Source organism: Paenarthrobacter sp. NPDC089988, from assembly GCF_044748465.1.
Lineage (GTDB): Bacteria > Actinomycetota > Actinomycetes > Actinomycetales > Micrococcaceae > Arthrobacter.
The window spans coordinates 16,792-30,186 of record NZ_JBIVGD010000002.1 but is presented as its reverse complement, the minus strand read 5'-3'; the positions used below and the strand labels follow the sequence as shown (position 1 = coordinate 30,186).

Annotated in this window: 16 protein-coding genes; 9 read left to right on the top strand and 7 right to left on the bottom strand. The window is 64.8% G+C overall.

Annotated elements, in window-relative coordinates:
* Positions 1-8: 8 nt before the first annotated feature.
* The 7 genes from ACIPV6_RS03375 (at position 9) to asd (ending at position 5,957) form a co-directional block, all read left to right on the top strand.
* On the top strand, positions 9-977 hold the full coding sequence (locus ACIPV6_RS03375; protein ID WP_400269550.1) for an NUDIX domain-containing protein: 969 nt from the start codon (positions 9-11) through the stop codon (positions 975-977).
* Positions 978-1,048: 71 nt separating this feature from the next.
* Entirely contained in the window at positions 1,049-2,695 is a 1,647-nt protein-coding gene (locus ACIPV6_RS03370; protein WP_400269856.1) for a hypothetical protein, read from the top strand.
* On the top strand, positions 2,692-3,084 hold the full coding sequence (locus tag ACIPV6_RS03365) for a GntR family transcriptional regulator (RefSeq protein ID WP_400269549.1): 393 nt from the start codon (positions 2,692-2,694) through the stop codon (positions 3,082-3,084). Before ACIPV6_RS03370 ends, ACIPV6_RS03365 begins: the two co-directional genes overlap by 4 nt.
* Positions 3,081-3,884: a thymidylate synthase gene (locus ACIPV6_RS03360; protein ID WP_400269548.1), complete on the top strand. Its 804-nt coding sequence runs from the start codon at positions 3,081-3,083 to the stop codon at positions 3,882-3,884. The genes ACIPV6_RS03365 and ACIPV6_RS03360 overlap by 4 nt, the downstream gene beginning before the upstream one ends.
* Positions 3,881-4,480 carry a dihydrofolate reductase gene (locus ACIPV6_RS03355; RefSeq protein ID WP_400269547.1) on the top strand — a complete coding sequence of 200 codons (600 nt, stop codon included), beginning with the start codon at positions 3,881-3,883 and terminating at the stop codon, positions 4,478-4,480. The genes ACIPV6_RS03360 and ACIPV6_RS03355 overlap by 4 nt, the downstream gene beginning before the upstream one ends.
* A gap of 7 nt (positions 4,481-4,487) precedes the next feature.
* A complete protein-coding gene (locus ACIPV6_RS03350; RefSeq protein ID WP_400269546.1) occupies positions 4,488-4,709 on the top strand; it encodes an NF038396 family protein in 222 nt (73 codons plus the stop codon).
* Positions 4,710-4,814: 105 nt separating this feature from the next.
* Positions 4,815-5,957 carry an aspartate-semialdehyde dehydrogenase gene (gene asd, locus ACIPV6_RS03345; protein ID WP_400269545.1) on the top strand — a complete coding sequence of 381 codons (1,143 nt, stop codon included), beginning with the start codon at positions 4,815-4,817 and terminating at the stop codon, positions 5,955-5,957.
* Positions 5,958-6,030: 73 nt separating this feature from the next.
* Here the strand turns inward: asd and ACIPV6_RS03340 are convergent, their stop codons facing one another.
* Positions 6,031-7,179 carry a winged helix DNA-binding domain-containing protein gene (locus ACIPV6_RS03340; RefSeq protein ID WP_400269544.1) on the bottom strand — a complete coding sequence of 383 codons (1,149 nt, stop codon included), beginning with the start codon at positions 7,177-7,179 and terminating at the stop codon, positions 6,031-6,033.
* 86 nt (positions 7,180-7,265) lie between these two features.
* On the opposite strand from ACIPV6_RS03340, the gene ACIPV6_RS03335 reads away from it, so the two are divergent.
* Positions 7,266-7,745 carry a hypothetical protein gene (locus tag ACIPV6_RS03335; RefSeq protein WP_400269543.1) on the top strand — a complete coding sequence of 160 codons (480 nt, stop codon included), beginning with the start codon at positions 7,266-7,268 and terminating at the stop codon, positions 7,743-7,745.
* A gap of 21 nt (positions 7,746-7,766) precedes the next feature.
* Here the strand turns inward: ACIPV6_RS03335 and ACIPV6_RS03330 are convergent, their stop codons facing one another.
* From ACIPV6_RS03330 to ACIPV6_RS03305, 6 genes are all read right to left on the bottom strand, one after another.
* Positions 7,767-8,834: a UDP-N-acetylmuramate dehydrogenase gene (locus ACIPV6_RS03330; protein ID WP_400269542.1), complete on the bottom strand. Its 1,068-nt coding sequence runs from the start codon at positions 8,832-8,834 to the stop codon at positions 7,767-7,769.
* A gap of 119 nt (positions 8,835-8,953) precedes the next feature.
* Positions 8,954-9,388 carry a MaoC family dehydratase gene (locus tag ACIPV6_RS03325; RefSeq protein ID WP_400269541.1) on the bottom strand — a complete coding sequence of 145 codons (435 nt, stop codon included), beginning with the start codon at positions 9,386-9,388 and terminating at the stop codon, positions 8,954-8,956.
* Positions 9,388-9,849, bottom strand: a complete 462-nt coding sequence (locus tag ACIPV6_RS03320; RefSeq protein ID WP_400269540.1) for a MaoC family dehydratase N-terminal domain-containing protein — start codon at positions 9,847-9,849, stop codon at positions 9,388-9,390. The genes ACIPV6_RS03325 and ACIPV6_RS03320 overlap by 1 nt, the downstream gene beginning before the upstream one ends.
* A 61-nt stretch (positions 9,850-9,910) precedes the next feature.
* Positions 9,911-10,135 (bottom strand): DUF3188 domain-containing protein, encoded by a 225-nt coding sequence (locus ACIPV6_RS03315; protein WP_400269539.1) that lies wholly within the window; start codon positions 10,133-10,135, stop codon positions 9,911-9,913.
* A 31-nt stretch (positions 10,136-10,166) separates the two neighbouring features.
* Positions 10,167-11,087 (bottom strand): DUF2797 domain-containing protein, encoded by a 921-nt coding sequence (locus tag ACIPV6_RS03310; protein ID WP_400269538.1) that lies wholly within the window; start codon positions 11,085-11,087, stop codon positions 10,167-10,169.
* 2 nt (positions 11,088-11,089) lie between these two features.
* The gene (locus ACIPV6_RS03305) at positions 11,090-11,953 is read right to left on the bottom strand and encodes an HpcH/HpaI aldolase/citrate lyase family protein (protein WP_400269537.1); all 864 of its coding nucleotides are present in this window, start codon (positions 11,951-11,953) and stop codon (positions 11,090-11,092) included.
* Positions 11,954-12,331: 378 nt separating this feature from the next.
* Between ACIPV6_RS03305 and ACIPV6_RS03300 the strand changes: the two genes are divergently transcribed.
* A complete protein-coding gene (locus tag ACIPV6_RS03300; protein WP_400269536.1) occupies positions 12,332-13,393 on the top strand; it encodes an ABC transporter substrate-binding protein in 1,062 nt (353 codons plus the stop codon).
* Positions 13,394-13,395: the final 2 nt, after the last annotated feature.

Below are 13,395 nucleotides of genomic sequence, written 5' to 3'. Positions count from 1 at the left end.
GGGAAGAGTTGAACAGCGATACCCCCGTGGCCGACCAGACGGACCATCCGGGCGAACCGGTGGCCGTCGTCGCGGCTGGCGCCATTCCGTGGCGCATCCACAAGGGCACCCTGGAGGTGCTGCTCATCCATCGCCCCCGCTATGACGATTGGTCGTGGCCCAAAGGAAAGCTCGACGACGGCGAGACGGTTCCGGAGTGCGCCGTCCGGGAAGTACGTGAAGAGATTGGGCTGGATGCCATTCTGGGCATCCCCTTGCCACCCATCCACTACCACGTAAATGCCGGCCTCAAGGTTGTCCACTACTGGGCTGTCCGGGTCAACGGAGATCTCCTTCGTCCCGACGGCAAGGAAGTGGACAGCGTCATGTGGTGCAGCCCGGACAGGGCCGCGACCTTCCTGAGCAACCCCACCGATGTGCCCCCGCTCGAATACTTGGCCAAGGCCCACGTCCGGGGCGAACTGGATACCTGGCCGCTGGTGCTGATCCGCCATGCCAAGGCCAAGCCGCGGTCCTCGTGGACCAAGGCCGAGGGCGACCGTCCCTTGGCTGCCACGGGACAGCGCCAAGCCGTTGCCGTACAGCGCCTCCTGCAGGGATGGAAACCACAGCGCATAGTGACCAGCCCATGGGTACGTTGTGTCGCCACCATCGCGCCCTATGCCAAGGCCAGCGGAGCCAAGGTGAAACTGGTGGAAGCCCTCACGGAGCACAACCACGACCGGTCACCGAAGAAGACCGCGGCAGCAGTGGAGGCCTTGTTCGACAAGCAGGTTCCCATTGCGGTGTGCACGCACCGGCCTGCCCTGCCAACCGTGCTGAAGCAGTTGGGCCTGCACATGTCCGGATCCTTGCGGAAGGTGCTGCCCGATTCAGATCCCTTCCTGACCCCGGGCGAAGTGATTGTCTGCCAGGTGGTCCGGGGCAGCGAACGGAAGGTCGTGTCCGTGGAGCAGGTCAAGCCGTTCGACGACTAGGCAGAGTTGACCCCCAGGTCTTTGTATCAAATACTTGACACATTGATGTCAAAGACTTGGGGGTCTTGATCGTGTCCTTTTACCTGCCGCCACTAGTGTTGCTCGGTCCCGTCATCGGCGCAGTGCTGGTCTACCTGTTCCTTCGGGTGCAGGTCTGGTCGAAGCCCGATGCCAAGTCCGTCGAGTCCCACGGCTTGTGGGTGGGCATCATCGGCTGGATGGCCAGTTCCCTGCAGGCGGCCATGAGCGCAGGCGTCATCCGGGCAAATCCAACGGCGACGACTGCTCCCGTGACCGCCGAGCAAATCGTGGGCGCCCTTGCGTGGCCTGTCCTGGCAATGCTGGCAGTCCATGCCCTGGGCCAGTGGAGCTACCCTGCACCGAAAGCACCCCGCAGATACGCAGAATTAACTGTCCGCCGGATCCGCGACTTCCTCCCCCGAGGGCTTGCCTGGACCACCGCTGCGATCTTCACCTATGCCGCGGTAGTCATCGCCTGGATCACGGCGTTGCCGGCGTATGCGCCGGTGCTTCCCCAGCCCGCGCCGGGTCGGTCCGCGGATTACAACACCGGTTATTTCGGGCAAGGCCAGGATGGCAGGATTGCTGGATCGGAACTGGCAGGCTGGCTCTGTGGCGCCCTGGCGGTCTTGGCAGCGGGGACGTGGCTGGTGCTGGTGCTCATTGCCCGTCGACGCCAGCTGGAAACACTGGACGGCGACGACAACCGGGTCCTCCGCGGCATCGCGGCCAACCGGCTGCTGCGGACAGCGGCCACTATTGCGGCCGGACTGGCGGCCATCGCCGGGAATTTCGCAGTTCTCCCGGCACCCGGCGCTGCCTGGCAATCGTCGTGGTTCAACCTGCTCGGCTTCGTCAACATGGCGGTCCTGCTGGTGATGTGGTGGTGGCGGGTGCCGAAGCTCCCCTCCCTCGTCGCCGGCGGCACTACCGTGAGCGGCCAGGCCCTCCGCGCCGATCCCGGGACCCACGGCGCGGCGAAGCTCAGCATCTCCATTGGCGCTTTGATGGGGATCGTGGGGGCGTCACCCCTCCTGACCATCGTGTTTTGGTACAGCTTCATACCCGCGCAAGGCCAGGGACCCTTGGGCCTGGCAATCCTCGTGGCCGTCATGGCTTCCCTCGTCCTCTTGTCCATCGCCGTCGGGGAACTGCTGATTGCCCGCAACTACGGTGACCCGGAAGCACCGCTGCACTGGCCGCGGCAGCCAGTATCGCGGGGTCTGCTCACGTTCGGGATAGTCTCCGCTGCCATCTTTGCCGTCGCCATCGTCATGACCGGCGCAGGCCAGGGCCTCCTGGCAACTACGCCGTCGTGGCCGGCCAGCCTGCTGCTCACTTTCGGCGTGGGAATAGTCGCCGCTGCCGCGATCCTTGCCGCCCGCCGTCGTCGTGGTGTTCCTGAGTTTCCAGAGGAGCAAGGCCTCGATGCCGTACTGCGGGCCATCAGCATGTACCGCATTGTGCGAACACTCACTGCTTACGGCCTGGCGCAATCTGCCGCGCTGCTGCTGACGAACGTCGAGGCCTGGGCGGCGCTCTTTCCAGCGTTCGATCGTCTGGCCCCGAGTCCAGTCACACTTATCGGCGCCATCTTGTTGGCGATCGCCGTTGCAGTAGTGGTTACGCCCGTCCGCAGCCTGTTCCGAGCAATTCCGCGGGCCAGCGATGCCACGCAAAGCCAGCCCGCTCCATGACGGCCGGCATCACGATCGACCTCGCCGATCCCGTTCCGCCCTACGAGCAGATCCGCAGGCAGCTGGCTTCGCTGATCACCGTCGGCGCGCTCCCTCCCGGGAACCGGCTGCCCACCGTCCGCAGCCTCGCGGCAGACCTCGGCATCGCAGTGGGCACAGTGGCTCGCGCCTACCGCGAACTTGAGCAGTCCGGACTGATTGAAGCACGACGGCGGCACGGGACTGTCGTCGTCGGGCCAGCTGAGGTGCCGAACGGCAATGCCGGCGCAGACGCGGCGGTGATGACCGCCGTCGACGGTCTGATAAATACGGCCCGCCACGCGGGGGTCCGTGACGAAACGCTCATAGATCTCGTTCGGGGCAGGTTGGCAAGTAAGCTTGACTCGTGAGCATTCCCACCCCTTACGAAGACCTTTTGCGTGACGTCATGGCGAATGGCACGCACAAATCTGACCGTACCGGCACCGGAACCCGGAGTGTCTTCGGGCGCCAGCTGCGTTTCGACCTGGGCTCGAGCTTCCCGCTCATCACCACCAAGCGCGTCCATTTCAAGTCCGTCGCCGTTGAACTTCTGTGGTTCCTGCGCGGCGATTCGAACGTCAAGTGGATGCAGGACCAGGGCGTGAGTATTTGGGACGAGTGGGCGGACGCCGAGGGTGAACTCGGGCCGGTCTACGGGGTGCAGTGGCGCAGCTGGCCCACCCCCGATGGCGGCCACATCGACCAGATCTCCGAGCTCATGAAGGGCTTGGAAGCCAACCCGGACTCGCGCAGGCACATCGTTTCCGCGTGGAACGTCTCCGAGCTCAAGGACATGGCACTGCCGCCGTGCCACGCGTTCTTCCAGTTCTACGTAGCCGATGGCAAGCTCTCGTGCCAGCTTTACCAGCGCTCAGCGGATACGTTCCTCGGCGTCCCGTTCAACATCGCCTCCTACGCCCTGCTCACGCGGATGGTGGCCCAGCAACTTGGCCTGGAACCGGGCGAATTCGTCTGGACCGGCGGCGATGTCCACGTCTACGACAACCACGTGGAGCAAGTGGCCGAACAACTCAGCCGCGAGCCGTACGAGTACCCGCAGCTGAACATCCTGCGGAAGCCGGACTCGATCTTCGACTACACGCTGGACGACTTCGAAGTGGTCAACTACCAGCACCACCCCACCATCAAGGCACCGATCGCCGTATGAGCACGCCTTCCCCAGAGAACCCGGCCCAGCTTCCCGGCGTCATCTTCACCCAGGAGACCGCTGCCGCAATGACCGGCATCGGCCTGATCTGGGCCCAGACGAAAGCCGGAGTGATCGGCAAGGACGGCAGCATGCCCTGGCACCTGCCGGAGGACCTGAAGCACTTCAGCAAGCTGACCTCGGGCCACCCCGTGATCATGGGCCGGAAGACCTGGGAGTCGTTCCCGGACAAGTACAGGCCCCTGCCGGGACGAACCAACATTGTGGTCACCCGGAACCAGGAGTGGGCGTCAACACCCGAGGCCGAAGGCGCCACCGTCGTGTCCTCCCTCGACGCCGCCTTGCTGGAATCCCAATTCGCCCCCGGCGGCCAAAAGGTCTGGATCATCGGCGGCGGAGAGATCTTCGAACAGTCCATGGGCATCGCCAACCTTGCGGTGATCACCATCATCGACGCCGACCTCGACGGCGATACCTTCGCTCCGGAACTGGGCGGCGACTGGAAGTTTGACACCATGGCGCCGGCCGAGGGCTGGCTCACTGCCAACAATGGCACGAAATACCGGTTCACCACATGGCGCCGGACGGAAAGCTAGGAACAGCATGCTCAAGAAACCCGAAACCCTCTTTGTGCTGGGCTACATGCTGCTCCCGCTCTTCGCCCTGCTCTCGGCCATCGTTGGGTTGACCATGATCCTGGGTGGTAACAAAATCCTGGGGATCATCGTGCTCGTGGTGGTCACGCAGGTTTTCGCCTTCGGCGCCTTCTTTGCGCTGCGGGCCCGGAAAGCGGCCCTCCTGCAGGAGCACGACGCCGGCCAGTAGTCCCGCTTCGGGGTCGCCGGGCACTGTGGTGCGGGCCGTCGTCGTACGTTGTGCGGGTGACGTAACCAACAGCGGCGGGCGGGTCCGAAAGTTTAGACTGGGTGAATGACTACAGCAGCTAATCCGTCCGTTGGACTGGTCGGTTGGCGTGGCATGGTCGGCTCCGTCCTGATGCACCGCATGCAGGAAGAGAACGACTTCGCCAACATCAACCCGGTATTTTTCTCCACCTCGAACGCAGGAGGTGCCGCCCCGTCCTTCGCTGATGGGGCCGGCAAGCTCGAGGATGCGTTCGATATTGAGACGCTTGCCAAGCTGCCGATTATTGTTACCGCCCAGGGCGGCGACTACACCAAGCAGGTCCATGGCGAACTTCGCAGCCGTGGCTGGGACGGACTCTGGATCGACGCCGCCTCTACCCTGCGCATGAACGACGATTCGATCATTGTGCTGGACCCCATCAACCGCGACGTCATCGACGCAGGCCTTTCCGGCGGAGTGAAGGACTTCATCGGCGGAAACTGCACGGTGTCCTGCATGCTCATGGGCCTCGGCGGCCTCTTCAAGAACAACCTCGTGGAGTGGGGTACGTCCATGACGTACCAGGCCGCTTCCGGCGGCGGCGCCAGGCACATGCGCGAACTCCTGAACCAGTTCGGCACCCTCAACAACGAGGTCAGCAGCGAGCTCGACGACCCGGCCTCGGCCATCCTGGAGATCGACCGCAAGGTCCTCGCCACGCAGCGCACCGGTGTTGACGCAACGCAGTTCGGCGTTCCGCTGGCCGGCTCCCTGATTCCCTGGATCGACGCCGACCTCGGCAACGGCCAGTCCAAGGAAGAGTGGAAGGCCGGTGTGGAGACCAACAAGATCCTCGGCACCGCCAAGGGCGCCGCGGGCAAGGAACACATTGCCATGGACGGACTCTGCGTCCGCATCGGCGCCATGCGTTCGCACTCGCAGGCTCTGACCCTGAAGCTCCGCGAGGACCTGTCCGTCACGGAGATCGAAAACCTCCTGGCCAAGGACAACGAGTGGGCCAAGGTTGTGCCCAACACCAAGGAAGCGTCCATGGCGGACCTGACCCCCGTTGCGGCTTCGGGCACCCTGGACATCCCGGTGGGCCGTATCCGCAAGCTCGAAATGGGCCCGGAGTACATCAGCGCCTTCACCGTGGGCGACCAGCTCCTGTGGGGCGCAGCCGAGCCGCTGCGCCGCATGCTGAACATTGTGACGGGCACGCTCTAAGCTTCACCGCCTTCACGTCCTGAACCCGTTTTTCCGTTGCTGCCCAGCGACGGGAAAGCGGGTTTTTGGCGTCTCAGCCCGCCATGAACTTCGCGAAGGCCCGGCCCTGTGCTTGGAACGAGCGGCTCGCGGCTGGACCGAGTTCGCCAAGGAACGGCTCCGGGACGACGCCCAAGTCCTTCCCGTTGCCGGTGCGCGCCCACGTCCCGACCACCACGCCTCCGGAGACGATGATGCGCTTGAACACTCCGTTCCGGCCAGGGACCACCAATTCGGCGTGCTCGGGATCCAGCACCAGGTTCCGGTCCTGGTACCCGAGCAGGTACTCATCGAAACCGGGGAGGGCCAGCAAGGAGCGGGAGCCGGGCACACCGGCGTCGAGCATGGCCGCAGTCTCCGGCGAGAGCCAATAGCTGGCACCGTCGAAAGCCAGCTCCACCATCTCCTCCTGCACCGCAGTCAATGCCTTCCGGGCCTCCGTGAGCGGCACCTGGCTCCACCAGGCGAAATCCCGGATGGTAGCCGGTCCATGGCCTCGGATGTAGCGCAGCAGCAGCTCGGCGATGCCTTCCTCACGGTCCAGGTCACGGGATTCCGTGACCCACTGGTCGAAAGGCACGAACAGTTGCTGGACGCCCACCTTGCCGTTGGTCCCCGCCATTGGACCTTGGACCAGCCACGCCTCCTGGCACAGGCTGCCCAGGAGGTGGATTCCGCGTTGCCCCGTAGTGATCTGGCCGGCTTCCTCGAAGGCCGCGAAGAGTTGTTCACGGCTGGCCCCGGTGGTCCCGTCGGAGCTCTTCAGGGTCTCCAAGGTCTTCAGTGCAATGTCCCTGGCATGGCTGATGTCATCCGGGGTGATGGCGAGTTCGCGGTGCCGGCCGGTCAGCGACTTCAGGAGCCGCGGACGGGTGATGGCAAGAATCCAGCGAAGATCTTCCGGTGCCAACAGGTGCAGCGTGCCGCGCATGGGCCATGAACGGACGATGGTTCCTGCGTCCAAGGCGGCCCGGACGTGGGAAGCCGCTGTGCCGGGCACCCGCTGTCCCACGGCCCACAGTGCGTGGCCAAGGTCCTGGGCCTGCATGGCCGTCATCCAGCGGACAGCATCGGGAACGGAAGGAAACCCGCCGCCCAGCAGTCCTTGGCTCACCAGGCGTAAGCGGCCCATGACCTGCGGCCGGACGGACAGCGTGCTGGAGGAAAGCGGCTTCGCAGGCATGCTTCATCCTATGGGCCGCCGGGGGGCACAGGGAACCTTGCCGCGCCTCCCAGCGGCCTTCCAGAACCGTTTCCTAGGATGGATTCATGCTTTTTGGTGATCTTGCCCCTCTGGTGCGGCCGCTCAGCCGTTGGCTTGCCGCCGCCGGTTGGTGCTGCACCGCCATGGGGCTCGGCGCCGGACTCGTTGTTGCCGTCGGCACCGGAGTGAGCCTGTCCCCCTCCATGCAGGGCATCCAGCTGGCGGGACTCGTTGCCACAGCCGCAGCTGCCCTCCTGATTGGCGCCGCTGCCGTAAGCCAGCCAGTATCGGACCGCGACGACGACGCCCCCGAACCATGGTTCTACCCGGCCGCCGCGGCGCAGGTCCGCAGTTTCCTGCTGGGTTCCATCGTCATGATGCTCGGCTTGGTGGGTTTTGCCACGGCCGGGCTTTTCCTCCCGAGCGGCCCCTCGCCGCAGAGCATCGCCTTCAGCCAGATCTTCCTGCTGGGGGCAGTCAGTTGCGGTCTGACGTTCCTGCTGCTCAACAAGGTTCTGCCCATCGCGGAGCGACGCGTCCGCTGACGCCCAACCTTCCGGAAAGCCCTAGAGCGCTACCCCGATGAGCAGCGGCTCCGGATGGAGCTCGATTCCGAAGCGATCCACGACGCCGGCACGCACCTCGCGTGCGATCGCCACCATGTCCGCGGCCGTGGCTGAACCGCGGTTGGTGATGGCCAAGGTGTGCTTGGTGGAGAGGGAGGCCCGGCCACCGGAAGCACTCGACTCCTCCAGCCCGAAGCCCTTGGTGAATCCCGCCTGGTCAATCAACCAGGCAGCGGAAAGCTTTACCAGTCCGTCGCTCCCCGCCGGGTACTTGGGCGCATTCTCCGGCAACTGCGCAGCCTGCTCGGACGGGACGATCGGGTTGGTGAAGAACGAGCCCGTGGAGAAGGTGTCGCGGTCTTCGGCGTCCAGGACCATCCCCTTGGACGCCCTGAGCTTCAGGACTTCCCGGCGGACATCGTTGGAGTAGGCGCGCTTACCCACTTCGACTCCCAAGACGCGGGCCAGCTCGGCGTAACGGATGGGGGCGCTCATCCGGCCCAGTGCCAGCTGGAATTCGACGGTCAGCACCACGTATCGCGGCGAGCCCTCCACAGTGGTCTGCTTGAGGATGGAATCCCGGTAGCCAAACTTCAGCTCGGAATTGGTGAAGGTCTGCACGGCATTGCGTTCGCGGTCCCAGGTGCGGACGGCGGCGATGGTCTGCGAGACGTCGGCACCGTATGCTCCCACGTTCTGAACAGGCGTGGCGCCCGTGGCACCGGGAATCCCGGACAGCGCTTCGAGGCCGGACCAGGCATGCAGCACGGTGTATTCAACCAGCGCATCCCAGTTGTGGCCTGCCTGGACCACCAAGGAGACTCCCCCGCAACTGTCCTCGGAGTCCACCGTGAACCCCTCGGAGGCGATCTTGAGGACCGTCCCGGGGTACCCCGCGTCCGATACGAGGAGGTTGGAGCCGCCGCCGATGATCAGCAGCTTCTCCCCCGCAGCGTCAGCCGACCGGACGGCGTCGATGATTTCAGCCTCGGTGCGGGCCTCCACATAGGTACCTGCGGGGCCGCCGACGGCAGCCGTGGTCAGTTCGGAAAGCAGCGTCTGGGTCACCCATCAAGCCTAGCGGGGATTGAGCCGACTCCGCCCCTGGGCTCACTCACGACGAAGCGGCGCGCCACCTGGACATTCCTGTCGTAGTGACGCGCCGCTGCGTTGCGGTACTGCTTGGGTCAGGCGACCTTGACAACCGCCTGGGACTTCATAAGGACTTTCTGCCCCGCCGCAACCACGGTCAGGTCGATGCGGGCGGTGCCCGCCTCGGCGTCGAGCGCGCCAACCACGCCGGTGACGTCAATGACGGCTCCCGCTTCGGCGGTACCGGTGGTGTCGGTGACCAGGACCGGCTTGGTAAAGCGGGTCTGGTAATCCACGACGGCGGCAGGGTCGCCTGCCCAGTCGCTCACGAGCTGTACTGCGGAGCCCATGGTGAACATGCCGTGTGCAATGACGCCCGGAAGTTCCACGGACGTGGCGAATGCTTCGTTCCAGTGGATCGGGTTGAAATCACCGGATGCCCCGGCGTACTTGACCAGGTCCTGGCGCGTGACCTCGATGCTGGTGGAGCCAATTTCCTGGCCGACTGACAGGTCTTCGAACTTTGGCATTACTGTCCCTCTCCGCGGACCAGGATGGATGAGGTGGTGGTGGCCACCTTCTCACGGTTGTCGCCGTCGGTCAGCGCATAGATTTCCGAACGCGTGGTAATCATGGCACCGCCGCCCATGGCCCGGACACCGTCCACATGGAGCTCGGCAACCAGACGGTCACCGGCCACGATGGCGCGGTGGTGCGTGAAACGCTGGTCGGCGTGGACCACCCGCGAGAAGTCGATCCCGGCCTCGGGGTCCTCCACCAATTGGGCGTCGGCGCGCTGGGCAACGATGATGGCGAACGTCGGCGGCGCAACAAGGTCCCTGTGGCCCAAGGCGCGTGCGGTCTCCACGTCGAAGTGCGCGGGGTTGGTGGCCTTCACGGCCTTCGCGAACTCGCGGATCTTCTCTCGGCCAACGTCGTAAACCTCTGCGGCAGGGTAGCTTCGGCCCTGCAGGTCCGGATTGATACTCATGGTTCCAACCCTATCGGCCAGCCGGGTGTGCCTGCTGGGTGGATTCCGCCTGAGGAGGCAATTATTTCTTGTAGCTCTTGCGGATCTTCTGGCCGCGGACCACCAGGCCCACCACGTGGAGCACCAGGCCCAGGCCAATGACCGGCAGCGAGGCCAGCGCGAGCCCTTGGTTTCCGGAGGTATTGCCTGCGATCGAGAGGATCAGTCCGACGGCGATCAGGCCCATGGCACTGAAGACCAGCGCTTTGTAGCCGGTGGAGGCAGTGGCCCAGAATTCGTTCAGCACCGTCCAAGTCTACCGGCGCCCCCACAACGGGCTAGAACAGGGAGTCCTGAAGCGCAGGGATCTCCGTGACGTGCGGGCCGAGTTCGATCCTGCGGCCCTTCAGCGCGCCGAGGTCGGCGACGAAGCTGCCTTCCACCTCAACCCCGGAAGCGTCCGGAAGTCCGGCCAAGGCGATGGCCCCTGACAGCGAGCGGACCCGCAGTCCGTGGCCGCCGTCGTCGAACGTTGCAGGGTAGGCGTGCCGCACGGCCCCGACCGCACGGGCGTTGCACAGCCGGTCGGCCAAAGCCGGGCGTTTCCACTCCTCCTCAACAACCGTGTAGCCCGTCATTGCCAGTCCGCCCAGGAGCTCCCGCACGCCGGCGGCCTGCTTCCGGTTGATCGCCTCAAGTTCGACGCCGGGACGCGGCTCCACGAGCGAGGTCGCCTTGGCGGCGGAGCGGACTTGCTGGACGAGCCCCAAATCCCGCGTCACGAGGTCTTCGAGTACACGGACAATCCGGCCATCCTCGGCGTTCGCAACATAGGAGGCGTGAACGGCTCCTTGCTCGGCGAGCCGGTTCCACTTACGTGGGGCAGAGGCCGTCCCTACCTTGGTGGCGCCGTTGGCGAACGTGGCGACATAGAGCCAGTGCGGCTGCATGAGGTAGGCCCGAAGTCCGGCCGGGACGGATCCGCCGCGGTGGAAGTCGTGCATGAGCCGGGAATCGTCCTTGGCAAAGCAGGCGCCGCACTGTTTGCCGCGCTCGGCAGGGGATGAACTGCGGCAGGGGACGTGGGTCCGGTCCCCCGGCCCGTGCACTTTGACATGGCCAAGGCACCACAGGCCGGGGATAACGCGCAGGCCCAGGGATGATCCCTGGGCCAACGCAAGGTCACTGAACTCCCCGTCCGGGGTGTGGAGCCGCAGCGCCGGGGAGGACGAGTCCCAAACGACTCCGTGGACGAGCATGCCTACAGCGAAGGCTGGACCCCGAAGGCCACAGCGAGCTTCATGATCTTCTCTGCGCGGCCAAGGCGCGGGAGGTCCGAGCCGTCGCGGATCACACGGCCATTGGCTTCGAAGTCGTTCATGAAGTCCGTGGCCCATGCGACGTCGGACGGCGTGGGGCTGATGACCTCGTTGATGACCGTGGTTTGGTCGATGGCCAGGCACAGCTTGCCGGTCATGCCCATGGTCACTGTGATGCCGGTCTGCTCGCGCAGGATCGGGTGGTTGGTGCCTACGGTGGGGCCGTCGATGGGGCCCGGCAGGTTGCCCACACGGCTGGCGACAACCAGTTTGGCACGCGGGTACGCCATGGCTTCAGGGGTGGCCGCCATACCGGTATCGCGGCGGAAGTCGCCCGAACCGAACGCCAGGCGGAACGCACCCTGGGCGCGGGCGATGTGGTTGGCCTCTTCGATGCCGAGGGCGGACTCGACCAGCGCGATCACGGGGGTCTTGCCGTCCATGCGGTGGTAGGACTCTGTGACCTGGTCCGCGGATTCGGTCTTGGCCAGCATTACGCCGAGCAAGCCGGGGGTGCCGCGCAGGCCTGCGAGGTCGTCGGCCCAGAAGGGGCTGGTGGCGTCGTTGATGCGGACCCAGGCCTGGCCGCCATTGGTCAGCCAGTTCACTACGTTCTCGCGGGCCTTGTCCTTCTGGGACGGGTCAACGGCGTCTTCGATGTCAAGGATGATGGCGTCTGCACGCGAGCCCGCCGATTCGTCAAAAAGCTCCGTCTTCATGGCGTTCACGAGGAGCCAGGAACGGGCGATATCGGCAGGAATGTTGCGGGTAGGCCGAACGGACTCGGCGGCGATGCTAGACGTCATGTATCTACCGTATCCGCCCACCGGCCCGCGGGGCGAAGAATTGCGCCCGGTTGTGAGGATCAATACGAACTAAACCCCTGAATGCTGTGGGGTCCCGCAGTATGACTGCCCGACGCCGGTACGCGCCAGTCGCTTTGGCCCACCGTAAGCACTGGGTCACTTTTCGGAACACAGGCTTCACGGAGGTCAACCCGGCGTCTTTGTGTCGTTCCGTTGCCTCGAAAGGCCCCGGATTTCATTGCGTTTCCCGCTGTTTCCCAGCGTTTCCGGCCGTTACCGGATCACTTCCCTGCCGCCGTCCATATGGGCTTTCATCGTTCCCAAGCCGTTTCACAGACGGTTCCCCAACCACAAACCAACCACCCGAAAGTAGCTCCCATGAAACTGCAACTGCCCCTCCTGAGCGTCGCGGCCGCCGTCGTACTTGCGCTGACGGTGAGCGGCTGCGGCGGTTCAGCCGACGCCGGTCAAGCCAGCCAAGCGGGCCCCGAAGTCAAGGAACTCCGCTACCAGGGCTGGGCCAACCAGGTTACCTTCCCGGAGCTCGCCGCAGACCTCGGCTACCTGGGCGACATCAAGCTTGACTGGGTGGGCAACACCACCAGCGGTCCGCAGGACATCCAGTCGGCGGCGACCAACCAGACCGACTTTGGCGGGGCGTTCACCGGCGCGGTGACCAAGCTGATTGAAGCCGGTGCCCCGGTGAAGGGCGTCATCAACTACTACGGAGCAGACGCCAAGAACTTCAGCGGCTACTACGTCAAGGCCGACAGCGACATCAAAAGACCCCGGGACCTGATCGGCAAGAAGGTCGCCGTCAACACCTTGGGCGCCCACCATGAGGCCGTCATCAACACCTACCTCACCAAGAACGGCCTCAGCCAAGACGAAATCAAGCAGGTCCAGTTGGTGCCGCTGCCACCGAACGACACCGAGGAAGCCATCCGTCGCGGACAGGTAGACGCCGGAACACTGGGCGGAGTGCTGCAGGACCGGGCAATCGAAGCCGGCGGGCTGCGTTCCCTGTTCAACGACTATGAACTGTTCGGCACGTTCGCCGGCGGCCAGATCGTGCTCCGGAACGACTTCATCGAAAAGAACCCGAACACCACCCGCGAGTTCACCACCGCCATTGCCAAAGCACTGAAGTGGGCCACGGAAACGCCGCGCGAGGAAGTAATCGCACGCTTCACCAAGATCATCGAAAGCCGTGGACGCAACGAAAGCACAGCCAACCTCAAGTACTGGAAGAGCCCGGGCGTGCCGGACAACGGCGTGATCAAGGACGAGGACTTCACCCGCTGGGAGGCGTGGCTGAACTCTTCGGGAATCGTGAAGGGCAACCTGACGCCGTCCAAGTACTACACCAACGACTTCAACGACCTCGCGAAGCAGCCTGCGGCCAGCGCCACGGCTTCCAGCGGAACGACGAAGGGATAGCC